Origin of the sequence: Mesorhizobium sp. M0800 (genome assembly GCF_040320095.1) — a bacterium.
Classification (GTDB): domain Bacteria; phylum Pseudomonadota; class Alphaproteobacteria; order Rhizobiales; family Rhizobiaceae; genus Mesorhizobium.
Genome location: NZ_JAMYOZ010000028.1, coordinates 52,139 through 76,572, shown reverse-complemented (window position 1 = coordinate 76,572; position 24,434 = coordinate 52,139). Strand labels below are relative to the sequence as shown.

Below are 24,434 nucleotides of genomic sequence, written 5' to 3'. Positions count from 1 at the left end.
TCACCAACGAGGCGCCGTTCTTTGAAAGGCGCGCCAGGTCAAGGCCGCGCCTCGTTCGGCAGCGGTCGTTACTGTGCGGCCGCCTTGGCCGCTTCCTTGACCTGAAGCTCGGCAAGCATCTGCTCGTCAGTCTTCATGATGCCGAAGTCGAGCAGCATTTCCTCGAGCTCCTCCATGGTGATCGGGGTCGGGATGGTGCCCTGGCCCGAATTGGCATGGATCTTCTCGGCCAGCGCCCGGTATTCCCCGGCCTGCTTGGAGTCCGGCGCATATTGAATGACAGACATCTTCCTGAGTTCGGCGTGCTGGACGATGTTATCGCGCGGCACGAAGTGGATGAGCTTGGAATTGAGCCTGGAAGCCAGCGCTTCGGCGAGGTCGAGCTCGCGGTCGGTTTGGCGCTCGTTGCAGATCAGGCCGCCGAGCCGCACGCCGCCCGAATGGGCGTATTTCAGGATGCCCTTGGCGATGTTGTTAGCGGCATAGAGCGCCATCATCTCGCCGGACATGACGATATAGATTTCCTGGGCCTTGTTCTCGCGGATCGGCATCGCGAAACCGCCGCACACCACATCCCCGAGCACGTCGTAGGAGACATAGTCGACATCGTCGTAGGCACCGTTCTCCTCGAGGAAGTTGATCGAGGTGATCACGCCGCGGCCGGCGCAGCCGACACCCGGCTCAGGGCCGCCCGACTCCACGCATTTGATGCCTTTGTAGCCGACCTTGAGCACGTCCGCGAGTTCCAGGTCTTCCACCGAACCTTCCTCTGCCGCGAGGTGCAGGACCGTATCCTGCGCTTTCGCGTTCAGGATCAGGCGGGTGGAGTCGGCTTTGGGGTCGCAGCCGACGATGAGGATTCTCTGCCCGAGGTCGACAAGGGCGGCGAGCGTATTTTGGGAGGTGGTGGACTTGCCGATGCCGCCCTTGCCGTAAAAGGCGATCTGACGCAAACCTGACATGTAGCTTTCCTTCCTTCGTTCCATTCATCGCGGCTGCCGCGACATGAATGCCGGTCGGGCAGCTGTCGCCGCCTCGCACCCAAGGATCTCAAGACTCGTGCCAATTTGGCTGATCGAACCGAAGAATAATTTCATGGTTGCTTTTCAGGGATTTAGCTTGAGGCCAAAGAAAGGATCGTCGGAACAACCCGTGTAGCGGACCCGACAATGGCGACACAAAGCGTCGGATCGCGATCCTCAGTCACCGCATTCGTTCGAACCGCATCGTTGTGTTGAGGTGGGCGAACAGCATCTCGACCCTCTAGCGTTAATTGCGGGATGCTGCGAACTCTTCTGTTCCGGCGAGCTGACGTGCCTGGTTCTCGCGTGTCCTCATCGACACTGCGCGGAATCTTGCGCGCCACGCTGGCATACCATCGATCCCCGGCCATCCGGGGCCACGGGCGGATAATTCCGCCATATCACTAAACCAAGGGGACTCGGCTCACTTATCGGCGCAGGAGTTCAGTATCGGCGTCATCGCCTTCACATGTTCGTCGATCCGCTCGAGCACTTTCGCTGCGACAACGTCGCGCTCGGGTAGATGCCACCAGTGCTCGTTGACGAGTTCGACGGTCTCGACCACTGCCTTCAGGACTGCCGGCTCCGGAAGCCTTGCACGGTTCGCAAATGCTTTCCATCGCGGTGCTGCTAGCGCCTTGAACGAGCGCTCCCCTCCAAGCGAAAGCGCCATGGCGTCGGCGGGAATATATGGCACGGTCGACAGAACGTCGTAGATTGGTGCAAGCGCCGGCTTGTCGCCGTTTCCGGGATAGATCAACGACCAGTTCTTCAGGTGCATGTCGCCATTGCCGGTGATGACGGTCAGTGCCAGGCGGCGGACGAATTCGAGAGCCGCCGTAGGCGAGACGGCCGCGCCAAGGGCCGAGGCTATGTCGTGATAAGCGGCGCCCTCATATTTGCGCGAGGGATAGACGCCGAAGACCTGAGCGAAATCCTCAATGTGAATCCTCTTGCCCTCAGCGCCGCGATCGAAGCGTTTGACGAGAAGGACCTTGCCCTCCGACAGCGTGTTGAATTCTTCGGGAATATCCTCGAAATCGGACTTCTCGACAAGTTCGCGTTCAGGCACCTCCATGCCGATCGCTGCAGCCAACGCCAGATTAGCGAATTCGTTCTCGGAAACGCCCGGAAACGCCGTCGAAGGAAACTTGGCGATGTACCGGCCCCGCTCGTCGTCCATCGGCAAGGTAAGGCCGCCGCCTTTTCCAGTGTTCTTCATGACCGACAGCTTCATCTGCACGCCGGCAAGTGAGAACCGAGCCTTGGGCTTATCCTTTGAAGCATCCTGCGAAACCGCCATCGCGCCGTCACTGGGCAACGCCCGTACGGCTCCCGGCAGATCGGCGCCCAGCGCCGCTAAAAGATCGAAATCATTGCCTGGCCGCACATTGCCTTCGTGGTGCTTTTCCATCGCCTCGCGCAATTTCTCCTCCGGCAGGAGGTTCGAGAAGAAAGCGGGCAAGGCGCCCGCCAGAGGCTTCGGATCTTTCCGCAATCCTCCCGTCGCTGCCCGGAACGACAGGCTGAAAACCGGAAAGCCGCCCGTCGCGCGGTAGGCCTCATCGAAATTGAATGCATTGAAATCGCCCGGCGTCCTAACGATTGTGCCGATCTTCAGTGCGTTCAAGAGCACGTCCAGCGACGGGATCGTCTTAGCTGCGCGAAAGACTGGAGCCATGATCGTCATCGTCAGGTTGAGAAACAAAGGCGGGTCGATCGTCGTCATCATGCGGACGCAATAGAGCCTGGACAGCCGGCACCATGACTTGCGGAACCAGCATCATTTCCAGACCGAGCGCGCGAGCGATATTCATGAGCGTCGTCGCACGCGCCGCTGCGGCTCCCTTTTCGATGTCGCGATAGCGGGGACGGGATATACCCGCCAAGTCAGCGACCTGCTCCTGCGTCATGGCAGCGGCCAGCCTCGCCTGCCTGAAAAGCCCACCGATTTCGCGCAGAATTTCCGATTCAGAGTCCATCATGAGACCTGTACGATCTATTCCAATGCGCGGTGATACGCAAAGGTACCTCATCCAGCGAGCAAGTCAAAACTTTTATGATCTGTTCGCGTATCATATATGAAGATAATGATATGGAAAGAGATCAATCTTTCTTCGAGGGGCCTTTGCCCGGCCAGCGAACGGCGTTCCTCCGAGAACAGCTGCTATGGCCACCGGGCTCCTCTGATGGGGCCGCCGCCGGTTGGCCAGGATTCTTGCGGCCTGCGGCCTGGCGCTGCTCTTCTTTTTCGGCCTCGATCCGGCGCTCTTCTTGCGCCGCCAGCTTGGCCTCGGCTTCCAGCGACGCCATCGCCTGCTGGATCTTGGCCAACCGGTTCTGCTTGTCGCCGGCCCAATCCGGCATCTCGTCGCCGCGCTTGTCCTTGCCGAAAGTCACGTCCTCTTCGGCATCCGCGGCCTCGGCCGCCGTCAGCATGCGAGCGACCTCGGCTTTCAATTCCAGCTCGCGCTTCTTCATGCGCTTATAACTCATCGCCTTGTGTTTCGACGCGTTCGCCTTGATCTTCGTGCCATCCAGCGCGACATGGCCGAGTTTGACCAATCCTGCCGTGTCACACAGCTTCAGAACCTGCACGAACAGCGCCAAGAGCGCCTTCAAATGCCGCTTGCGGAAGTCGCTGATCGTCCGGAAATGCGGCGGATCGAGCGCCACGATCATCACAAAATCATTCCGTTCGCGGCAGGCCCTGGCCGGCTGTTTTCGCCAGCTTTGGGCCATCGACCGCCTGTCGCGTTCCTTCGCGCCCCTCTGTCCCCTCCAGCATCAAAAAGGGCCGTCGCGGCGCACCGGCCCTTCCTGCTCAAATCACATTCAATTCCCTGAAAGCCCGTCCGTCGGCGATCCGGCTATACCCGAACGCCGAGCAATCCACCGTGCGATAGCCGCCATGCACGATCAGTTCGGCCAGCGCCTTGCCGACCGCTGGAGCCTGCTGCAACGTGACCGGAAAACCCGTTGGCGAAGAGGAAATTGCCGACCTCGGGATGCGGGCCGATCACCGCATTCTGGTCGAGCGTGTTGTAGTCGTAATGGCCGACCCAGGCGCGCGTCGGCTTGATCGCCTCGAAGGCTGGAATGCGGGTCGCCAGCACCGGCCAGATCACCTCTTCGAACAGCGGCCAGTCGGGGTCGAAGTCGGCGGGATCGGCTGGTCCTTCGCCCTCTTCCGGCTCGGCGCCGCCGGTGATGTAGACCGAGCCCTCCGGCCGGACATAGATGCCGCTCGGGTCGACCAGCAGCGGCATGTCCTCATATTTCTCGCGCGCCTCGAAGACGAAGACATTGCGCTTGCGCGGCTCCACCGGCAGCGCCAGCCCGGCCATTGCCGCCACCTGCCGGCATTCGGCCCGGCGGCGTTAACGACGGTGCCGGCCTCGAGCCGCTCGCCATAGTCCAGAAATACACCAGTGACGCGGCCGCCTAGCCGCTCGATACCGGTCACCGACGCCGTGATAAAGTCAATGTTCTTCGTCCGCAGCGCCTTGCGGAACAGCATCAGCATCGCATGCGCGTCGAACCAGCCCTCGCCGCTGCGGCCGTAGGCCCCGGCAGTGATACCCTCGGCCGATAGCCACGGAAACCGACGAACAAGCGCCTCCGCATCTTCGAGCAGGATGTCGGCGCCCTCGGCCATCTGCGCTTCGTGGTTGGCCCGTAGGATAGGCAGCCTGTTTTCGCCGGCAAGGATGAGATAACCGCCTTCGCGAAAGCCGATATCGGCATCCGCGCCAAACTCTTCCCTGAGCCGCCGGAACAGTTTCAGCGTGAACTGCGACAGACGGATGTTTTCCGGGATCGAAAACTGCTGGCGGATGGAGGCGCAGGACAGCGTTGTCGCTGCATGAGAAAATTGCGGGTCGCGCTCGACAAGTGCAATCGAGCCCGAAAACCCTTCCTCGCGCAGATAATAGGCAACCGACGAGCCGACGATGGCTCCGCCGATGATCACGATGTCGTAGTGCACTTTTTCGCTTCTCCAGTTCTAGGGCCCGCCGCCACGTGCGGGCGATGCCGGCATCAACCGGCGGGCAGATGTGCCGAGGGCAACAAGCGCGCCTGACGCAACGCCGCCAGATCAGCCGAGCCGGTGCAGAAGCAGGCAACGGCCAACTGGCGGATGACGATCTCGAAATGCGCGACAACCGCCTCGGTGGATACCCTAGCCGCGCGCAGCACGCCGGCCGCCTGCCCGGCGATGTCGGCGCCAAGGCGGATGGCCTTGGCCACGTCGAGGCCGTCGCGGATCCCGCCCGACGCGATCAGCTTCACCGTTGGCAGCGCCCGACGTACCGCCTGCACGCTGGTCGGGGTCGGAATCCCCCAATCGGCGAACGCCATCGCCACTGCACGGTCGGCGGCATCGCGGGCGCGCTCGCCCTCCACCGCGGCCCAACTGGTGCCGCCGGCGCCGGCGACATCGATCACCGCCACGCCCGCGTCGACGAGCGCACAGGCCACCGAAGCGGACAGCCCCGAGCCCACTTCCTTGGCCACGATCGGCACGCCAACGCTGCGCGCGGCGCGAGCGATCTGCGCCAGGACGCCGCGCCAGTCGCGGTCGCCCTCCGGCTGTACCGCTTCCTGCAGCGGATTGAGATGAACGATGAGTCCATCGGCCTCCAGCGCATCCACCGCCCGGCGCGCCAGGTCCAGGCCGTCGGCTTCGCGCAGTTGCGCGGCGCCGATATTGGCCAGCAAGGGAATGTCTGGGGCCAGGCGGCGCAGCGCGCGCGTCAGTCCCTGGGAGTTGCGGGATTGCAGGCTCACGCGCTGCGAACCGACGCACATGGCGATCCCCAAGGCTTGCGCTGCCTCGCTCAGATGCCGGTTGATGGGCTCGGCGCGTGGCATGCCGCCGGTCATGGAGCTGATCAGCAGCGGCGCGCGCATGGTCTTGCCCAGCAGCGAGGCGCGCAGGTCGATCTCCGTCAGGTCCAACTCGGGCAATGCGCAGTGTTCGAAACGGATGTACTCCCAGCCGGCGGCGACCGTGGCCGGCGCCGTTCGCTGATCCAACACGATGTCCAGATGGTCGTCCTTGCGCCGGCTCAGGGCGGTGTCGCTCATGCTCGCTCCATCCGTCGCATCGGGCGGCGGCGTTGCGTCGGATCGGACCGACGGCAGCGCGCGCACGCCGCCGTTTCCCGCGCGTTCAGGCCGGCGCACGTTGGCCTCCGCCCGCAGCGTCGCTGCGGTAGCGGCTGGTTGAGGTCTTGTAGTACTGCGCGCGGATGGCCGCCATGGCCTCGATCAACGGTGCCCACGGCGCGGGAAAGCGTTCTTCCGCCATCATCCGGTGCAGCATGCGCGTATGGCCGGCCAGCTCGTCGTTGAGGAACTCCACCACAGGCATAGCCGGATAGCGCTGCAGCAGCAGGATCGCCGCGTTATCTCCCTCGCCGGCCGACCTGTCCTTTTCGCGTCCATGCAGATCGTTCTGCAAGCGCCCTATCGCGGAGATGAGCCGCAGGACCTGGCGAAACGCCGGACGCGCGCGCAGGGTCGCCATGTCCAGCCCCCACAGCAAGGACAGGCAACAGAACACGTTCGTGTAGGCGATCGAATCGATGCCGTTGTGCAGGTACTCGGCGTAGGACCAGCGTTCCGCCCGCGCCTGCGCGTGTCCGGCGCGCAGCGCCGCGCAGTAGCACCGGGTATCGTCGAGAAGCTGAGCATAGTCGCGACGATCGTAGGCGAGCGCGGCCAGCGAAGCGCGCAGCACAGCGCAGCCCTCGAATCCGGGGAGCGCGCACGGCACGCCCTGCCCCAGCGCCTGCTCCACCGCGGCGAGCTGCTCCGGCGCGATCAGGCCAAGGTCGTTGCAATCGTCGAGCCAGAACAGCAGCGCCAGTTCGCGATAGAACGCCACGATCAGCGTTTCATCCTGCGGATCGCGGCCGGTGCGGGCGCTGGTGTCGCGCAGGCTCGGGTGGATGCGCTGCAGGATGTACTGGCCGCCCCTGACCGCTTCGACGGCATGCTCGTCGGCGAACCCGTTCAGGGAACGCCCCCACTCCAGCACCTGCTGCAGCGCGCGTTCGGTTTGGATCATGGCGCCGCTCCTGCTCCCTCGGCCAGGACGCGCCGCCCCCAACGAAGCGCCAGCCACAACCCGCCGAGTTCGGCCACGCGCACCACCCGGGTGGGGCAATACAGTTCCTTGCCGATCCACAGCGGCGTCTGCGGCAATGCACGCGCCGCATGGCGGGCGAGCATCCACTCCAGCGCACGCGCCACCGCCTGCGCGATGCGCCGGCGCCCTGTCGGCTCTTCGCTCCCGTCCATCACGTGCAACGCGAACAGCGCATAGGCGGTTTCCTCGAATGTGGACGCGCGACCGGCGCCCCAGCCCCCGTCGTCGCGCTGCGCCTGCAGCAGCGCCGCCAGCGCGCGCTCGTCGCGCCACTGGGGCTTGCCTTGCGCCAGCGCAGCGACCGCATGCGCGGTGGGATACAGCCACGAAACGTGCCATTTTTCGTTGTCCCATAGACCGTGCGGGTTGCGATTGGCCTCGACGTAGGCGCTGGTGCCGGCGGCGGGCTTTCCCAACATTCGCAACGCATGCAGGGCGTGGATGTTGGTCGACACCGAGGCATTGCGCTCGCCGGGGAAGGTGACGAACAGCTCGCCGATTTCGAAATGGCGCAACGCATCGACCGCCGGGTCGCGGCCTGCAAGGCGCAGGACGCACATCGCAACGGCGGTGTCGTCCGCATCGGCCGCGAAGTGCAAGGCCGGGCCCAGACCGCGCACGCCCAGGCGGGCGTCGAGCTGCGCGACGATCACTTGCACCGCCTCGGCGAGCGCGGGATGCGCGAACAGACCGGCCAGATGCAGGGTGTACAGCGACCAGCATGGCTCGAATACATTGATCGGCCAGACGTTGGGAAAGACACCTTCGATGCCGCTGCGCGTCGCCCGCGATGCCGCCTGCAGATACGCGTCGGCGCGCCCGACCTGCGGCGTGCTCCCCTGTGTCACGGCGTGCGCACGCCACGCGGCGGTGGCCGCCGGACTGATGCCGACGCTGCCGTCGTCATCCGGGCATGCGGTGGTCGGCGACGTTCCCCAGGCTTCCCAGGAGTGCAGCAACGGATGGCCGCTCGGCAACGTCGCCACCGCCCCCAGCTTGACCAGGCACGCTTGCCGCAACGGCAACAGCGCCGGGTGGCGCGGAAACGCCACGTCGCCCAGCAAGGATGCGGCCTCGCCGCACAACTGCGGCAGGATCAGCTCCGCGCCGATCGGCGCGTCTTCCGGCACCGCATGCGCGTAGGGATCGGGCTGGCGCTCGAGGAACCGGGTTGCAGCCTGGACTGCGTGGGCGGTGCCGGGAAGAAGATCGGCACGCCGCAATGCCAGCAACGCCGCCCACGTGGACGCATGGCGGAACAGCGGGAAGTCCGCGCTTCCCCACCCGCCATCGGCCTGTTGCTGCGCGATGAGCCACTCGTATGCGTCCTGCCGACCGGTGACGTTGCCGTGGAACTGCAGAGCTCGCGCCGTGTCGTAGACGGACGGACCGACGCTGCCGCCGTCGCTCATCTCGCTCAGCAGGTGGCGCAATTCGGAAAGGATCTGTTCGGACAGCGCGTTCACGCGGGATGTTCCTTCTGCAGACGGTTGACGAGAACCAGGATCGGCAGACGCCGCGCACATCGCCGCGGACTTGGGCACAGTGCAGCATGCACCGCTGGCGCCGGCCGATCGCACCGGCACAGGGGCGAGTCCATGCGGACGGGCGCTCATGCGTATGGCGCGGACAGATACACGTTGGCCCGCTGCAGCATCTGCGCCAACCGTTCCGCACGCGGCCCCAGGGGGGCGATGGCCTCCCCGGCGTCGCGCAACAAATCCAGCGCGAACTGGCGCGCTGCCTGCAGCCCCATGATCGACGCGCAGGTCGGCTTCTGCGCCGCCGCGTCCTTGCCGGGGGTCTTGCCCAGCGTCGCGGTATCCGCTGTCGCGTCGAGAATGTCGTCGATCACCTGCAACGCCAGGCCGAAACAGGCGGTGTAGCGATCGAGCGCACAGTACAGCGCAGCGTGCGCGGCATCGTCCGCGATGGAGTATAGCGCGCCCATGCGAACGGACGCGCGCACTAGCGCTCCGCTCTTCTTCCGGTGCATCGCCACGATCCTGTCCAGCTCGGCGTGCTTTCCGACCAGCGACAGATCCATGGCCTGCCCGCCTGCGGCACCCTCGGCGGACACCGCCTGCGCCAGTTCGCGCACGAGCGCGATTCGGTTGTCGCCCGGCGCATCTAGGCTCGCCAGGGTCAGGAAGGCGTGCGCCTGCAGCGCATCGCCGACCAGGATCGCAGTGGCTTCGCCAAACTTGACGTGCACGGTCGGAAGGCCGCGGCGAAGCACGTCGTCGTCCATCGCGGGCAGGTCGTCGTGAACCAGGGTACAGGCGTGCATCATCTCGATGGCGGCGCCGACGTCGTCGAGCATGTGCGCTGGCGTGTCGGCCAGTGCGCCGGCCGCCAGACAGAGCAAGGCGCGGGTGCGCTTCCCGCCATGCAAGGTGGCGTAGCGCATCGCCGCCATCAGCTCGGTCTCACCGTCGTCTTCGGCGCAGAGAAGACGCGCCAGCGCCTGTTCGACCCGCTTTGCGCCGTCCTGCATCCAGATCTCCGGCACCAGCCTGCCGGATGCGCCGCGCGCCTGCGCACCCAATCCGCCGAGCGCGGAAACGCCAGTTCGGTCGTCGTGTAGCGTGGAACCCGTCTGCAAGTTTTTCATGTCCTTGTACCTGACACGAGATGGCCACGGCGAGCGCCAAGCCGCCGCGGTGTTGCCGGCGTCGCACCGAGCGCGTGCGCTGAGTGCAGCAATGCCGCGCCTCGCCGGCGCCGCTGCCTCGCCACACGGGGCATGCGATGCCAGCTCATGAGAAGCCTATGCGGATTGTCATGGACGGATGTGCGGTCGGGTAATAGCGCCGGCCTTTTTCGACGCCGCTCAGCAACCGCGGCCGCACCCCGGCCTTGTGCATGGTCAGCGCCAAGGCGATGCAGAACTGCACCATTTCCAGCCATACCAGGTGGTAGCCGATGCAGACGTGTGGGCCGGTACCGAACTGCAGCATGTCCACCGGCCGGATCGGCTCCGTGCGTTGCAGCCACCGCGCCAGGCGGAACTGATCAGGCGCCTCGTGCAGCAGCGCCGAGGTCGAGAAATGCAGCAGCGGGATGCACAGATGGGTGCCCGCGGGAATGCGCCGTTGGCCGAGTTGCAATTCCTGCAGCGCGCGACGCGGTAGGAGCGTGGTCGCTGGATGCAGACGCAGTGTCTCGCGGAACAGCGCCTCGGCGACCGGACACTGCGCCAGGTCCGCGTGCCGGGTCGGCACCGCGCCCACGCGTTGAGCCTCCTCGACGAGGGCGTCCCACAGCACAGGCTGCCGCGCCAGCTCGATCACCATCCAGGCCATCGTCGAAGCAGTGGTGTCGTGACCGGCAAGCAGCAGCAAGCGGATATTGGCGACCAGGACGTCATCGGAAAGCGCATCGTCGCTGCGGTCGAAGGCGCTCACCATGTCGTTGATCAACCCGGTGCGCGCGGCATGCGCGCGCGCGTCGCGGACGAACTGGCGCAACTGCGCGTCGATCCAGTCGCGGGCGGCGCGGCCTCGCCGCAAGGGCAGTCCGGGCAGGTCGACCGGGGGCGCGACGATCAACTGCAGCAGTTGCCGGTATTTGCGATGCCATCCCGGCAGGTCCTGCGCGGGGATTCCCATGAGGCTGAAGATGAGCTTAAGCATCAGGTCGCCGGTTTCGCGCAGGATGGTTACCTCGCCGCGCTCGCGCCACGCCTGCACCCGCGCCCAGATGACGGGCGCGAACAGGTCGCCGATGCCGGCCTGGGTCAGCCCCTTGGGCAGGAACGCCGCCTTGATCGCATCGCGCGCCTGCCGGTGCGCGCCGCCGTCCTGGGCAACCAACGTTCCGCCAAGCAATTCGGGCGCGATCTCTTCGATCAGCGCCGAGGACACGTCCTTGTGCCGGAGCAGTGCGAACGCATCCGGATGCACGCAGGTCATCAGGTGTCCGGCAGGGCCGAAATCCAGCCAGAAGTGGCTGCCCAGCGTCCGTTCCGCGCGCCGCAGCAGGCGCGGCAGGTCGCAGACGATGGCGGGAAGATGCCCGACCAGGGGGAAAGCGCCGGGCATGACCGGGAGGTCGTATCGCAGCCGGTGCCGACGGTTGAGCGGGTTGAGCAGCATGTCCATCAGCAGCGCGCCGCCGCGGCCGCTTCGGCGGTGTCGCCGGCAGGCCGCGCGGCGCAGCTGTTGCCACCGTCGGCGTACGTCGGCACATGCGCCAGCATGCCGCCGTCGATGCACACGACCTGGCCAGTGATGAACGCAGCATCGTCGGAGAGCAGGAACGCCACGAGCGCGGCCACGTCCTCGGGGCGGCCGACGCGCGGCAGGAGCTGGTGCCGGCGCAGATGCCGTTGCGAGCACTCGTCCAGCTTGGCGAGGAGACGCTCGGTCATGATAAGACCCGGCGCAACCGCGTTGCAGCGGATCTGCGCGTGACCGTACTGGGTGGCGAGCGAGGCCGACAGCATGTTCATCGCCGCCTTCGACGCGGCGTAGGACGTCTGCGCGGTGTCACCGCTGAGCCCCTGGCACGACGACATGTTGACGATCGCGCCACCGCCACGGGCGATCATCCGTGGGATGGCCTGCCGGCAGCAGAGCAGCGTGCCACGCAGATTGGTCGCCATCGTCTCATCCCAGACCGCCAGGTCCAGGTCGAGGATCGCGCGGTCGCGTGAGGTCAAATGCATGGCGCTCGCGTTGTTCACCAGCAGGTCGACCCCACCAAAGTGCTGCTCCGCCGTCTCGAACAGCGCGGCCACCGCCTGCTCATCGGCGATGTCCATGGCCAGGGCCAGCGCGTGGCCCGCTTCGGCCGCGATCTGCGCGGTGCAGGCGATGGCCGCCGAGCCATCAATGTCGGCCACCACCACTCGGCCCCCCTCCCGCGCGATGGCGAGGGCGCATGCCTTGCCGATGCCCGCGCCAGCGCCGGTCACCACGGCCACCTTGCCTTCAAACCGTCCCATCATGTCCCCTGGATTGCATTGGTCTTTCGCGGCATGCCGCTGGGCCTGCGCCGGAGAAGGCGCCGGGTCGGCGCTGGCGCGCTCGTCATCGCCGGCGTCGCTTTCGATGACCCGAATGGCGGCGACCGGGCACTGGTTGGCCGCAAGCCGCACGGCGGCGTGCAGCGCGTGCGGGACCGTCGCCACGCACACTTCGGCCACGCCGTCCGGTTCGCGCTGGCGAAAGGTGCCCGGCAGCGTCAGCACGCATTGCCCGGTAGTTCCACACAGATCCTGATCGACCAGGACGCGCATCTCAGCCCTCCTGCCCATGCAGCCGCACCGGCAGCGCGCGGAACGTCCTAAGGAACGCGGAGGGCTCCCGGGTCGGCTGCTCGGCCAATGCCAGCGTGGGGAAGCGCGCCTGGATCCGCGGCAGGCTCTCGGCCAACTGCACTCGGGCCAGTTGCGCACCCAGGCAGAAGTGGATGCCGTGGCCGAAGGTCAGCATGATCTTCCCGTCGATCGACATGCCAGGACTGGTGCCGTAGAACCGCACGGGATCGAAGCGGTCGGGATCGGCGAAGGCGTCCGGGTCGCGATTGCCGGCCGCGATCAGCACGCGCACGTCCGCGTTCTTCGGGATCACCACGCCGCCCAGTTCGATGTCGCGCTGGGCGATACGCGGAATGGAGCTGAACATGGCGGGCGCGTCGTAGCGCAGGGCTTCTTCGACGAATGCCTTCACCCCCACGGCATCTCCCTTCAGCCAGTGCCGCTGTTCGGGATACGCCAGCATCGCCAGGACCGCATGGCCGATGGCCGCGGCAGTGGTGGCGAAGCCGCCCAGCAGCATGCCCCAGAGCATGCTGATCAATTCCGCATCCGACAGCATGTCGGCATCGTCGTCGTGTGCGCCGACCAGCATTGACACGATGTCGTGGCGGGGATCGGTGCGCTTGCGCTGTATGAGGTCACCGAAGTAGGCCTGCACCCTGGCGCTGGCCGCGTCCGCCGCGGCGAGCTGGGGATCGCTGGCCTGCGGGCTCAGGCCTTCCAGAATGGCGCTGATGCCGGCGACGAGCCCGAACGTGTCGTCCTGGGGCATGCCGAACAGTTCGCCGAAAACCAGCATGGGCAAGGCCAGCGCGAATTCCTGATGCAGGTCCACCGCCTCCCCGCGCTCCAGCGCGGGCGCCATGCCGTCCAGGCGCGCTGCGACAATGCGAGCGATGGTCGGCCTCAGGTTGTCGATCTGGCCGATGGTGAAATCGCGCGAGATCAGCCGGCGCAGACGCGTATGAGTCGGTGGTTCCTTCATGGCTAGCGTGGACGCCAGCAGATTGAGTGACAGGCTGGTCGCCGCCCGCGGGAAATAGCGCGCCAGTTCGCCCGGCGCCGGTCCCCGAAAAGCATCGCCCGTGGCCTTGAGCGCCCAGTAGATGTCGGCGTGGCGGCTCAACAGAAAGAGGCCCGACGCCGCGCGATGCACCGGATCGTGCTCGCGCAACCACCGCATGAATGGATACGGGTCCTGAATGCACGCTGGCGACGCCAGTTCGGCGAAGGCGTCCCGGCATGCTGCCGTGGTTTCTTGTACATCCATTGGTCACCTGTTGCTGGCTGATCTGACCGGCGCGCGGCAGGCGCGCCGGCGAATTCGGAGAACATCGCGGTTCCCGGTGGCGTCCGCGCATCACCAGAGCACCGGGAACTCCTCGAACCCGCCAGTGATGATCTCCTTGCGCAACTTCAGTTCTTCGGGCGCCACGGCCAGGCGCAGCGCGGGAAAGCGCTGGAAGATCGAACCGAACACCACCTTGAGTTCCAGCCTGGCCAGCGCCGCGCCGATGCAGTAGTGCGGCCCATGGGAGAACGCCAGGTGCGGGTTTTCGTCGCGTCCGATGTCGAAGATTTCCGGGTCGTCGAAATGGCGCGCATCGAACGACGTCGCCGGCAGGCCGACAAGCACCTTGCTCTCCGCAGGAATATCCACGCCCGCGATGGTCACGTCGGTCCTCGGATAGCGCATGATGCCGTCCCAGCCCGCGCCCGGCGGGTACATGCGCAGGATTTCGTCCACCGCCTTGTCCACCAGGGATGGATCGCCGACCAGGCGTTCGCGCTGTTGCGGATGGCGGAACATGGCCAGCAGGCCGAATTCGATCTGCGCGACGGTGCTCTCGTGCCCCGCCACCAGCATGCCCGTCGCCAGGCCGATCGCCTCTTCTTCGGTCGCCTTGCCCTGGTCGACCGCCGCGAGCAGATCCGTCAGCAGGTTGTCGCCCGGATCCTGGCGCTTGTCCCGCATCTTGCCGCGAATGTAGGCGCGCAGTTCTTCCCAGGCCAAGCGCGACGCGCTGCGCGGGCCGCTTTCATGCTGGTGCGTCATCACTTCGTCGGACAGCCCGGCGAAAAAGGCGTGATCCTCGTAGAGCACGCCCATCAGCGCGCTGATGACCATGGCCGGAAGTGGAAAGGAGAGGTGGCGCCGCAGGTCGGCGGGCTGGGGCTGGGCCGCCAGTGTCTCGAACAACTGCGCGGCGATCACCTCGACCTGCTGCGCGAGCAGCTTCACCCTGCGGTTGCTGAAGGCCGGCGCCACGATCGTGCGTAACCGGGCATGCTCGCCCCCCTCGTGCGAGACCAACCACCCCGGCGATCCGAGAATCACCGAATCCGGGGTGAATGTCGCCGGCGGCATTCCGGAGGGCCGGAACGCCGCGTCGGACAGCACCGCCTTGGCTTCATCGTAGCCTGTCACCCACCAGCCTTCGTGCCCGGACGGGAAGCGCACGCGGTGGATCGGACCGTTGGCGCGTTGCGCCAACATCTCGGGCGAGGGCTCGATGTGATCGACGCGCCACATCGGCAGCGTCGGCAAGGGTTGTTCGGACATGGTGGCACTTGATCTCTAAGCGATGGAAGGGCGGAAGGTGACCGGCAGGCGCTGCGGGCAGCGAATGGCTTAGGAAGGCATGTAGACGACGTCCTCCGCAGCGTAGCCCGATTCGATTATCAAGGTGGGCCAACGTGTAACTGTCTAGGCATACCGCGCGGCGAGATGCAGAACGTTATCCTGCGCCTTCGAGTTCAGGATAAGGCGAGTGTGGCGGGCCTTTGAGTCGCAGCCGGCCATCAACATTTCCTGGGCAAGAGTTGGACCAAGGCGGCGAGCCTGTTTGGTAGGGGGAGGTTTTGCCGAGCGCCCCTTCCCGTAGAATGCTATCCGATGCGGATTTGGCATTTGCTTTTCTTTCTTCGTTCCATCGAGGCCGTGTCACCCACGAATGAATCGGTCGGCGGCTCCCGGCTCACAACGAAGGAGTTTCAAAACTCGTGCCAATTTGGCCGACCCAGCAGAAGCCGCGCCTTTGCGGACCTTTCGGTCGGGCCTGCGACATTCTTGTCCAGTTTCGAACATAAGAGGGTTGCGAATGGGACACGCTTGGAGAATTCGATCCTCACGGAATCAGGGCGCTTGCCGAAGAGCGCGCGCTCATGGTTGCTGCGACAGGCGCGTGTTCGCGATAGCCGTGCCTCCGCACGCAAGAACACGCTAGTGGCACACGCTACGCAATCGCTGCAGTGCCCGCCGGTGTGAGGTAGTGCATCGGCTCGGCTTCCGGTTCGTCTTTGCCCAGCCGGGGCGGAAGCGCCGAATACCCGCACCATACAGCACCGTTGTTGCGTGTGGTGACGAGGCGGTTATAGCGCGCGCCCGATCTTCTAAGACACGGCCTCCGAGAAAAAGGGGGCGGTCCAAAAGCATCTCTATTTGAAATGGCACGCCGCTTGCTGCTCCTGGTCAGAGCCCATCAAAACACGATGAAAGCGACTTGCGCCATGCCCGACACGCGAAGCTCTAGACCGTGGCCTGAGGAGACGGTGCCCGTTCCCGTTGAACATCGGTACATCATCTCCTCCGGAGGTCCCTCCTCGGCGGCCGCTTTGCGCACGGCTGGTCCGATGCCGGCACGCCAACACATGGCGCTCGCGCAATTGCCGTTTACCGGTTCTGATCAGCATGTGAGTGCCCAAGAGCCCCATCAAAGAGCCACCGAAGCCAAGATCGGCGGGTCTCTGGCAAATATCGACAATACGCCGAACCAGCTCAGTAACGCGGGTCTCTTGCGTGAAGTCACATTTGAGGCCTCCACACGCGTCCGATATTGGCTACTTCGGGCCCGCTATCACTTTGTCCCGGGCACGAGCGCGAGCGATGGATGCCGCTTCCGGCGCCATAGCCATGGAAAGATTGCCCCAGCGGCTCGACAGCCTCCACTTGCTCAGATCGATGGCGTTCGGGTGACGAAGACCAGCAGCCAAGACGTTCCCCTACATCGGGATCGAAAAAGGAGGGTGCGAGCCGCGAGGGCCTCATTTCATCCCCGGCATACGAGCCTTTGCTCGGTATTGCGCCAGCCTCTGCCAGAATCCGGCGCGCCAGTTTTTTCCTGAGGAGCAAGTTGATGACCGTTCAAAAGAAAGTTCCCTTCGTCACCTTTCTCACGCGTGTTCACGATAAGTCAGTCCAGGGGCCAAATCCATATCGCTGGCAAGAAAAGACATCTGACGACTACTTTGCCGGCAGGCGGGTCATCCTGTTCTCGCTGCCTGGCGCCTTCACGCCGACCTGCTCGACCTACCAACTGCCCAATTTCGAAGAGCTCTATGATGAGTTTGAGAAGGAGGGAATTGACGCGATTTACTGCGTCTCCGTCAACGATGCCTTCGTCATGAATGCGTGGGGGAAGTCCTTGGGCCTGCAGAAGGTCGAGCTCATCCCCGATGGCTCAGGCGAGTTCACACGCAAGATGGGCATGCTGGTCGCCAAGGACAATCTCGGCTTCGGGATGCGCTCCTGGCGCTACGCCGCCCTGATCAACAATGGCGTGGTCGAGCAGTGGTTTGAGGAGGAAGGTTTCTCCGACAACTGCGAGGCCGACCCCTATGGCGTCTCATCCCCGCAAAACGTTCTCGAAACGCTGAAAGCCGCCGCATGACCTAGAAAACGTCTCACTGGTGCCATTGCCCGCCCCAAGAGGCTCCTCGACAGGATTATCGCGCTCACCATGCAATCCTCAGCAAGCCTGCTTCAGCGCCAGAAGCAATCCATGGTCGCATCGCCTCAACTCATTGAGTCGATTCGCTTGCTGCAACTGGCGCATACTGAACTGCATCAGTTCGTGGAGCGGGAAATCGAGAAGAACCCGCTTTTGGAATCTGCATCAAGCGATGGCGGGCCTTTTGACGACGTTTCGATTTCGGGAGCGGATCAGCCTGTCGGCCCTGGCGCAAACGCCGTTGAAGGACCGACCGGGGCAGGGTCGCCTGAACGGCTCGGGCAATGGAAATCACTTGGCAACACGACCAACAACCCGCCGGGCAATGCCCCTTCCCTCGACGAGTTTGCCACCCTCGCCGAAACATTGCACGACCATGTCGCTCGTCAGATCGCCCTCACTGCGTTCACACCACAGGAGCGGCTGATCGCTGGCCAGCTTGCCGCCGATCTGGAAGACACTGGCTATCTTCGGGCAAACCTTTTGGAGCTGGCCGAGAGCCTGAATGTCCATGAGGCTGTTGTGGAACGGGTTCTCGGAACCTTGCAGCAATTTGATCCACCGGGAGTTTTTGCGCGAAGTCTCAGAGAATGCCTCGAGATTCAGTTGCGCCAGCGAAATCGGCTCGACCCGGCAATGGCAGCTTTGGTTGCCAATCTTGAAATGCTTGCGCGACGCGATTTTGAGGCACTGAAGCAGCATTGCGGCGTCGATGAAGAAGACCTTCTCGACATGATGCATGAGATTCGGGCGCTCGATCCCAAGCCTGGGAACCGATTCCAATCCGGTGCGTCTGAATCAATCATACCCGACGTCTGGGTCACGCCCTCGCCGCAAGGCGGGTGGCAGATCGAACTTGATCCCGCCACGCTGCCAAAGCTGCTGATCAACCAAAGCTACTATGCCGAAGTCTCGCGTCAAACTCCCCAAAATTCGAAAGATAAAGCATTTCTCGACGAATGCTTGCAAAACGCGACCTGGCTGATCCGCAGCCTCGATCAGCGCGCCAAGACCATTGTTAAGGTTGCGGCTGAAATCGTGCGTCAGCAGGATGCCTTTTTGGAACATGGCGTCGCCCACCTGCGGCCTCTCAATCTCAGAACCGTCGCTGACGCGATCGGCGTGCACGAGTCGACGGTAAGCCGGGTGACCTCGAACAAGTACATGCTTACCCCGCGCGGAGTCTTTGAACTGAAGTATTTTTTCACCGTCGCGATCGCGTCCTGCCAAGGCGGCGATGCGCACTCCGCCGAAGCTGTCCGGCATCGGATCAAAGCGATCATTGCCGCAGAATCTCCCGGCGACGTGCTTTCCGATGAGGACATCGCTGTCCGGCTGAAGGAAACCGGCATCGATGTTGCGCGCCGCACCGTCACAAAATATCGCGAAGCAATGAACATCCCCTCCTCCGTGCAACGCCGCCGGGAAATGCGCTTGTGTTTTTAGATTTGGGTCAAGGCAGCCAACATCACGTTGCATTGCATCAAAGTGGAGACTTCGTTCATGACCCAATCCGCAGCAGGCGTCATGGACGCTGTTCTGCACGACCCAGAAAAGCCCGTCCCACCGTCTGGTCCCGCATGGGGTGCGGTCATTTCGCTTTCCTTGGGCACCTTCGGGCTGGTGACCGCAGAGTTTCTGCCTGTTAGCCTGCTCACGCCGCTCGCACATGATCTCGGTATCACCGAGGGAGCGGCTGGACAGGCGATGACGGCGACCGCTATCGTCGGGGCGATCTCGGCGCCGACGGTGGCTATCATCACAAAGCGCCTGGACCGCAGGCTCGTCATGTGGGCGATGACGCTGCTGCTGATCCTGTCGGACGTTCTGGCGGCCGGCGCGTGGTCGCTGGCGGTTCTCCTGACTGCACGCGTCGTGCTCGGCATAGCGCTCGGAGGCTTCTGGTCGATGTCGGCAGCACTGGCGATGCGGCTCGTTCCAAGCCACCTCCTGCCGCGCGCTATGTCAATCATCCTCGCCGGCGTTTCCGTGGCTACCGTTTGCGCAGCTCCAATCGGCGCTTATGTCGGCGATATCTGGGGATGGCGAAGCGCCTTCATGCTCGCCGCAATCGGCGGCGCGGCTACACTGCTGGTGCAACTCATAACCATTCCGAGACTGCCTCCGATTGGAGTGGCTAGCTTCCGCAGCCTGCTGGATGTGGCTCAGATTCCGATGATCAAGGTCGCGCTTGTGGTCGTCCTGCTGGTCGCTTCCGGCCACTTCGCCGGAATCACTTATATCCGCGCCTTCCTCGAGAAGATTCCCGCGCTTGACGTCGAGACGATCTCGCTTGTGTTGCTTGCTTTTGGCATCGGCGGATTCTTCGGCAATTTGGCCGGCGGGCTTCTGGCCGAGTACAGTCTCAAGGCAGTCGCGGCCCTTGCACCGCTGCTCATAGCGATAGCCGCTGTTTCGCTGCTGACGACGGGAGCATCGGCCTTCGCCTCGGCGATTGCGGTTGCCGGGTGGGGCTTTGCCTTCGGCGCCGTGCCGGTGGGATTACAGACGTGGATGGTGCGGCGGGCCGTTCCCGAGCAGGCCGAAAGCGCCGGTGTGCTGATGGTCGTAGCATTCCAAGTGGCAATCGCAGCCGGCGCGATTTTCGGCGGACTATTGGTGGACAATGCCGGGATTACCAGTGCCATTGCCTACAGTGCTGTTGCCACGTTCCTCGCCGCCCTGACAGTGTTCCTGCTCGGCCCGAAGCGCGAAACCTAGACCGCCTGACAGAAGAGGCCTCAGCAGCGCAGCGGGACGAGAGATGCAGTCGCATGCACGGCGCGGCGCGATCCTCCGCATGATTACGTATCGACCAGCGCCAGCGCCTCGCCGGCTTCACCTCCGGGCGGATGGCGACCTTCGCCGCCAGACACGCGAACCTCGCCGGCACCGGTTTCTATTTGGCGACGATGAGCGCTGCCGGCGCGATGGAACCCTTGCTGGCGGTTATATCCTTCACGACAAGCCGGGATTCTGGGCAAGCGACAGCTACGCGCCGGCCATGCCCGTCAGAACGCCGGTGACGATGCCGCTCGATAGCGCAGACAGGTCGCGAATTGCCAGTCGTGTCAACGGCGGCCGGATTATCGTCGACCGCGCGTACCTTGTTTCGGCCGCAGACTATCGTTCGGCAGCTTGATGCTGTTGGCGAGTAGCGGAAACGCTTGCGCGCCTCTGATCCACCCCCTGAGGAGCGGATTGATCAGCCGGGCGATGTCGTTCAACGAGAGCTGCGTCTGTCGGCGGATGTGCAAGTCCCTGATCTTTTCCCGCATTGCTTTCAGCGCCGAGGAACTGACCGCTGGTGTGATGTTGACCACATAGCCTAGGAGCTATATATGACTTGGGAAGTCGTTTTTGGCGATGAGTTCGATGGGGAGTTCGAGGCGTTGCCCCAGACAGTCCAAGATGAGCTATTGGCCTCGGCTAAGCTGCTCGGTGTGTTCGGGCCCCAGCTGGGGCGACCGCATGCGGATACCTTGAATGACTCGTCGTTCGCGAACATGAAAGAACTTCGCTTCGATGCTGATGATGGTGTCTGGCGGGTTGCGTTCGCATTCGACCGGAAGCGGAAGGCGATCCTGCTCGTCGCCGGCGATAAGTCGGGCGTGAGTGAGAAGCGCTTCTATAAAAGTCTGATCGCCAAGGCGGACAAGCGCTATCAAGGGCATCTCGACCGTTTGGCGGCGGCGAAGAAGGAGAAGAAGTGATGGGACGCAAGCTTGACGACCTAATCGCTGCGCTCCCCGAGGATCGTCGGGAGCGGGTCGACGCGCGTTTCGAAGACTTAAGGGGAGAAGTCGAGAGTCTCGGCGATTTGCGGCGTGCCGCTGGAAAGGCCCAGGCCGAAATCGCTTCGGTCCTCAAGATCAAGCAGCCTTCGGTCTCGAAGATCGAGAAACAAGCCGACATGTACTTGTCTACTCTTAAAAGCTACGTCGAGGCGATCGGGGGGCAACTCGAACTCGTCGTTCGCCTTCCCTCGCGCGCGCCCCTCCGTATAGAGCGGCTCGGCGACGTCGTAGCTCCCAAAGCCGTCTCCGTGCGTAGCGTTAAAAGAGCGGCAGGTGGACGTAATCGCACAAAGGCCGCACGCGCCGGCTGACCTCACTCTGTTTCGGCTAAAGACTACCGATGGTGCGAGATGGTCTCGTCGATGCAAGGAGTAGGTATGAGCAACGTCCTAGTTAAGCCAAAGACCGACCTGCCCGCCGTCACACTGCCCGACGTGACCCCTCTCTCCTCGCCCATGCTAGCCCAACTTACCGCCGCGTTGGGAGTCTCCCGCAATGTGCTCGCCGAGGACCACCAGATCGCCCATGCTTGGTCCCAGCTCCCACGCCTGATTAAGAAGATCCCTCCGCACCTGCGCGATGAGCGGATCGTCAAAATGTGTGTCGCCGTCGCCAGCGGTCTGTTCGACGCAGCCATCAACTACGTTTGGAACGCGGCCGTGGTGGAACTGCGTGACAAGGTGCGACGGTTCGGCATCAACGTCGTCCCTCAGATTCTCGACGACAAGTCCTTCGACGAGGACACGCTCCTCGACCTCAAGGACGCCGAGCTGCTCGACCTCTGCCGTAAGCTCAACCTGATCGGTGACGACGACTTCTTTTTCCTCGACCAGTGCAGGGCCACACGCAACAGTTTCTCTATCGCACACCCAGCTGCGGGGACGGTCGACGAAGACGAGTTCCTGAGTTTCCTAAGCCGCTGCCAGAAGCATGCGCTCTCGAGCGCCCACAACCCTAAGGGGGTGGACACAAAGTCCCTGCTCGCCGCGCTGAAAGCAACGAAGTTCAAGAAGGATCAACGACAAGAATGGGAACGCCGTATCCAGGAAACATTCGAGGCCCAGCGCGAGCTGATCTTCGTCATGTTACACGGCATCTACTGTGACCCAGCGTCGGGAGAGGAAGCCCGCCTGAACGCCATCGCAATCTGCGAATCGTTCAGTAACGACCTTAGCCCCCGGACCAGGTCGGCGCTGGTGGATCGACACCAGGACTATAAGGCAAAAGGCGACGAAGCCCGTCAGAAGGCTTCGCTGCAGTTCTTCGAGACGCTGGGCCAGTTGTCGCTGCTGAGCGAAGCCGAGGTTCACAGTATCTTCACATCAGCGAGTAGGAAGCTCTTAAGTGTGCACAATGGCTGGGATAACTTCCACAACGAGCCGCCCTTCGCCGATCGGCTCCTCAAGCTGTCGCGGAAAAACCGCGTTCCGGAAACAGCGCAGGCCACTTTTGTGGAGGCAGTCGTGACGGCAGCGACTGGCAACTCATACGGCGTCTCGAACGCGGCGTCGCCATCCTACAATGAGATGGTCAAGTCGTTCTCGCCAAACGAGGTCAAGCTGATGCTGGATCTACCGAAGGCCTCGACCCTCGTCGCAAGTCGCATCAACTCGAACAGCGGCTGCGAGAAGCGGTTCCGCTCGCTCGTCGCTCTCGTTGACGCCAAGACGGTTCCCACGGCCTCGAAGAGCCTTTACGCAAAATGGGTTCCTAAGCCTTGATTCGCTGCGTTCCCGCTGACCCTGTTTCGCCCCTGGACTACTGTATGTAGGTGACCGGCAACCCGCTGGTTCGCAAAAAGAGGACGGCGAGGTTGAACGAGGAAGAACCCCCGGGATCAGATCCCGTCGCCAAGGCGTCGGCCTTCTTGTCCGCGACCAGCCGGGTCAGGAACAGACGGCGGAACAGCTTGCCCAGTACTCTCACTGGGAGAAGGAAGGCCGCCGCGACGATATCCACCGGCGTCCGTCCGGCGCAATGCCGCCGCCCGGCACGATCATGTGGATATGGGGATGGTGGGTCATTGCCGATCCCGATATGTGGAGCACGGCGGTGATGCCGATGCGCGCGCCGAGGTGCTTGGGATCCGCCGCGATCGTCAGCATCGTCTCCGATGCCGCCTTGAACAGCAGGTCATAGACCAGCGCCTTGTTGCCGAACGCGATGGCGGCGACCTCGGCGGGCAGCGTGAACACGACATGGAAGTAGCCGACCGGCAGCAGGTCGGCCTCCCGCTCGGCGAGCCATATACGCGCGGCCGCGAGGCGATGCGCCACTGGCCGCAGTCTTCGCAGGCCTCGACGTGACCGCCGAGCGCCGCGGTGCGGCAATGCTCGATCGCCGACATCACCTTGAGCTGGATGAGGCTCAGGTGACCTGCATGGGCGGCCCGATAGGCGGGGCCGGCAGCACGGAAGATGTCGGCGACCTCAACAGAGATGTGCACGGCTCAGCCGGGCGGCGTCTTGCCTTCCATTAGCGCCATCAGCCGGTCGAGCGGCCCTGCGACCGCGTGGATCGTCCGGGTCGAGACCTTGGTGTAGAGCGCGGTCGTATGGAGCTTGCTGTGCCCGAGCAGCACCTGGATGACGCGGATGTCGACCTCCTGTTCGAGCAGGTGGGTGGCGAAGCTGTGACGCAGCGTGTGAGGGCTGACGCGTTTGCGGATGCCGGCGACTTCGGCTGCCTCCTGGACTGCGCGGTGCAATTGCCTCGATGAGATCGGGCGCGGTGAAGCTGCGCCCCGGGAACAGCCAGCCATTGGGGAGCATCACCCCGCGCTGCCTGCCTTCGCGCCACCACAGCCGCAGCAGTTCCAGAAGTTTGCGGCGAGAGCATGGCGTTGCGGTCCCTGCGTCCCTTGCCTGTTCGACGCGGATCAGCATGCGTGTCGAGTCGATGTCGTCGATCTTGAGGTGCGCGACTTCGGACACGCGCAGGCCCGCGCCATAGGCGACGCCGAGCGCGGCCTTGTACTTGGTGCCGGGTGCGGCTTCGAGCAGCCGCGCCGCGTCCCCCACGCTCAGCACGTCCGGCAGTTTGCGTGGATAGCGCATGATCACCAGCACACGTGCCAGATCCCGCCGCTTCAGCGTCACCAGGAACAGGAATCGCAGTGCCGAGACCGCGCCATTGATCGTCGCAGGGCCGACGCCGCTCTCATGCTGATGCAGTTGGAATCGACGGATGTCCTCAGCCGTCGCCGTGTCGGGCGAGCGGCCAAGGAACACAGCGAAGCGCGGGCGTGACGAACGTAGTTCTGCTGGGTATGGGAGCCACCACACATGAGCATGTCGTGCTGCATGCGCTAGCGAAGCGGAGAGATTGGTGCATCGGTCGACAGGGTAGCCATGGCGAGTTCCTCTCGTTGAAGGGAACTCCATGGTCAGATCGACGCCTCTACCCGCTCAAGTCAAATGGCAGTCGCGCCAGCTCAGGCCGAGGCGCCCCTCCCGCGAAGCGGGT

At 63.9% G+C, this 24,434-nt stretch carries 21 protein-coding genes and 4 pseudogenes; 6 read left to right on the top strand and 19 right to left on the bottom strand.

Translation table 11 applies throughout. The features are described 5' to 3' along the window. Positions 1-68: 68 nt before the first annotated feature. The 15 genes and pseudogenes from nifH to NKI18_RS25885 form a co-directional block, all read right to left on the bottom strand. Positions 69-962, bottom strand: coding sequence for a nitrogenase iron protein (gene nifH, locus NKI18_RS25955; protein WP_352456984.1), 894 nt, complete (start codon positions 960-962; stop codon positions 69-71). A 484-nt stretch (positions 963-1,446) separates the two neighbouring features. Next, entirely contained in the window at positions 1,447-2,703 is a 1,257-nt protein-coding gene (locus NKI18_RS25950) for a type II toxin-antitoxin system HipA family toxin (RefSeq protein ID WP_353020994.1), read from the bottom strand. After that, positions 2,678-3,004 (bottom strand): helix-turn-helix domain-containing protein, encoded by a 327-nt coding sequence (locus NKI18_RS25945; protein WP_353020991.1) that lies wholly within the window; start codon positions 3,002-3,004, stop codon positions 2,678-2,680. Before NKI18_RS25945 ends, NKI18_RS25950 begins: the two co-directional genes overlap by 26 nt. 124 nt (positions 3,005-3,128) lie before the next feature. Then, positions 3,129-3,632, bottom strand: a complete 504-nt coding sequence (locus NKI18_RS33435) for a hypothetical protein (protein WP_502900754.1) — start codon at positions 3,630-3,632, stop codon at positions 3,129-3,131. 214 nt (positions 3,633-3,846) lie between these two features. Further along, positions 3,847-5,010 (bottom strand): annotated as a pseudogene (locus tag NKI18_RS25935) (NAD(P)/FAD-dependent oxidoreductase). Between the two features lie 53 nt (positions 5,011-5,063). Further along, entirely contained in the window at positions 5,064-6,113 is a 1,050-nt protein-coding gene (fni, locus tag NKI18_RS25930; RefSeq protein ID WP_353020988.1) for a type 2 isopentenyl-diphosphate Delta-isomerase, read from the bottom strand. Between the two features lie 85 nt (positions 6,114-6,198). Continuing rightward, entirely contained in the window at positions 6,199-7,098 is a 900-nt protein-coding gene (locus tag NKI18_RS25925) for a terpene synthase family protein (protein ID WP_353020985.1), read from the bottom strand. Continuing rightward, positions 7,095-8,645 carry a hypothetical protein gene (locus NKI18_RS25920; RefSeq protein ID WP_353020982.1) on the bottom strand — a complete coding sequence of 517 codons (1,551 nt, stop codon included), beginning with the start codon at positions 8,643-8,645 and terminating at the stop codon, positions 7,095-7,097. The genes NKI18_RS25925 and NKI18_RS25920 overlap by 4 nt, the downstream gene beginning before the upstream one ends. A gap of 146 nt (positions 8,646-8,791) precedes the next feature. Then, complete coding sequence (locus NKI18_RS25915; RefSeq protein WP_353020979.1) at positions 8,792-9,793, bottom strand: polyprenyl synthetase family protein; 1,002 nt, start codon at positions 9,791-9,793, stop codon at positions 8,792-8,794. Positions 9,794-9,938: 145 nt separating this feature from the next. Then, on the bottom strand, positions 9,939-11,282 hold the full coding sequence (locus NKI18_RS25910; protein WP_353020977.1) for a cytochrome P450: 1,344 nt from the start codon (positions 11,280-11,282) through the stop codon (positions 9,939-9,941). Continuing rightward, positions 11,282-12,127, bottom strand: a complete 846-nt coding sequence (locus tag NKI18_RS25905) for an SDR family oxidoreductase (RefSeq protein WP_353021032.1) — start codon at positions 12,125-12,127, stop codon at positions 11,282-11,284. Before NKI18_RS25905 ends, NKI18_RS25910 begins: the two co-directional genes overlap by 1 nt. 168 nt (positions 12,128-12,295) lie before the next feature. After that, positions 12,296-12,421, bottom strand: a pseudogene (locus NKI18_RS25900) (ferredoxin); the annotation flags it as partial. A 1-nt stretch (position 12,422) separates the two neighbouring features. After that, on the bottom strand, positions 12,423-13,712 hold the full coding sequence (locus tag NKI18_RS25895; protein ID WP_353020974.1) for a cytochrome P450: 1,290 nt from the start codon (positions 13,710-13,712) through the stop codon (positions 12,423-12,425). Between the two features lie 90 nt (positions 13,713-13,802). Further along, positions 13,803-15,005 (bottom strand): cytochrome P450, encoded by a 1,203-nt coding sequence (locus tag NKI18_RS25890; RefSeq protein WP_353020971.1) that lies wholly within the window; start codon positions 15,003-15,005, stop codon positions 13,803-13,805. Positions 15,006-15,149: 144 nt separating this feature from the next. Next, entirely contained in the window at positions 15,150-15,353 is a 204-nt protein-coding gene (locus NKI18_RS25885) for a P-loop NTPase family protein (protein ID WP_353020968.1), read from the bottom strand. A 1,225-nt stretch (positions 15,354-16,578) separates the two neighbouring features. Between NKI18_RS25885 and NKI18_RS25880 the strand changes: the two genes are divergently transcribed. The 3 genes from NKI18_RS25880 (at position 16,579) to NKI18_RS25870 (ending at position 19,893) form a co-directional block, all read left to right on the top strand. Then, entirely contained in the window at positions 16,579-17,112 is a 534-nt protein-coding gene (locus tag NKI18_RS25880; protein ID WP_353020965.1) for a peroxiredoxin, read from the top strand. Between the two features lie 69 nt (positions 17,113-17,181). After that, positions 17,182-18,618: an RNA polymerase factor sigma-54 gene (rpoN, locus tag NKI18_RS25875; protein WP_353020962.1), complete on the top strand. Its 1,437-nt coding sequence runs from the start codon at positions 17,182-17,184 to the stop codon at positions 18,616-18,618. A gap of 57 nt (positions 18,619-18,675) precedes the next feature. Further along, positions 18,676-19,893, top strand: coding sequence for an MFS transporter (locus tag NKI18_RS25870; RefSeq protein ID WP_353020959.1), 1,218 nt, complete (start codon positions 18,676-18,678; stop codon positions 19,891-19,893). Positions 19,894-20,258: 365 nt separating this feature from the next. Here NKI18_RS25870 and NKI18_RS25860 read toward each other — a convergent pair whose 3' ends face one another. Further along, the gene (locus NKI18_RS25860) at positions 20,259-20,450 is read right to left on the bottom strand and encodes a group II intron maturase-specific domain-containing protein (protein ID WP_352921925.1); all 192 of its coding nucleotides are present in this window, start codon (positions 20,448-20,450) and stop codon (positions 20,259-20,261) included. 63 nt (positions 20,451-20,513) lie between these two features. Between NKI18_RS25860 and NKI18_RS25855 the strand changes: the two genes are divergently transcribed. The 3 genes from NKI18_RS25855 to NKI18_RS25845 all read left to right on the top strand — a co-directional run bounded on the left by NKI18_RS25855 (position 20,514) and on the right by NKI18_RS25845 (position 22,690). Then, positions 20,514-20,885 (top strand): type II toxin-antitoxin system RelE/ParE family toxin, encoded by a 372-nt coding sequence (locus NKI18_RS25855; RefSeq protein ID WP_352554126.1) that lies wholly within the window; start codon positions 20,514-20,516, stop codon positions 20,883-20,885. Beyond that, positions 20,885-21,280 carry an XRE family transcriptional regulator gene (locus tag NKI18_RS25850; protein WP_352921927.1) on the top strand — a complete coding sequence of 132 codons (396 nt, stop codon included), beginning with the start codon at positions 20,885-20,887 and terminating at the stop codon, positions 21,278-21,280. The genes NKI18_RS25855 and NKI18_RS25850 overlap by 1 nt, the downstream gene beginning before the upstream one ends. A gap of 66 nt (positions 21,281-21,346) precedes the next feature. After that, on the top strand, positions 21,347-22,690 hold the full coding sequence (locus NKI18_RS25845) for a hypothetical protein (RefSeq protein WP_353020955.1): 1,344 nt from the start codon (positions 21,347-21,349) through the stop codon (positions 22,688-22,690). Between the two features lie 157 nt (positions 22,691-22,847). Here the strand turns inward: NKI18_RS25845 and NKI18_RS25840 are convergent. The 3 genes and pseudogenes from NKI18_RS25840 to NKI18_RS25830 all read right to left on the bottom strand — a co-directional run. Next, a pseudogene (locus NKI18_RS25840) lies at positions 22,848-23,415 on the bottom strand (IS91 family transposase); the annotation flags it as partial. A gap of 3 nt (positions 23,416-23,418) precedes the next feature. Continuing rightward, positions 23,419-23,676, bottom strand: a complete 258-nt coding sequence (locus tag NKI18_RS25835; protein ID WP_353020953.1) for a tyrosine-type recombinase/integrase — start codon at positions 23,674-23,676, stop codon at positions 23,419-23,421. A 91-nt stretch (positions 23,677-23,767) separates the two neighbouring features. Beyond that, positions 23,768-24,025: pseudogene (locus NKI18_RS25830) on the bottom strand (tyrosine-type recombinase/integrase); the annotation flags it as partial. Between the last annotated feature and the right edge of the window lie 409 nt (positions 24,026-24,434).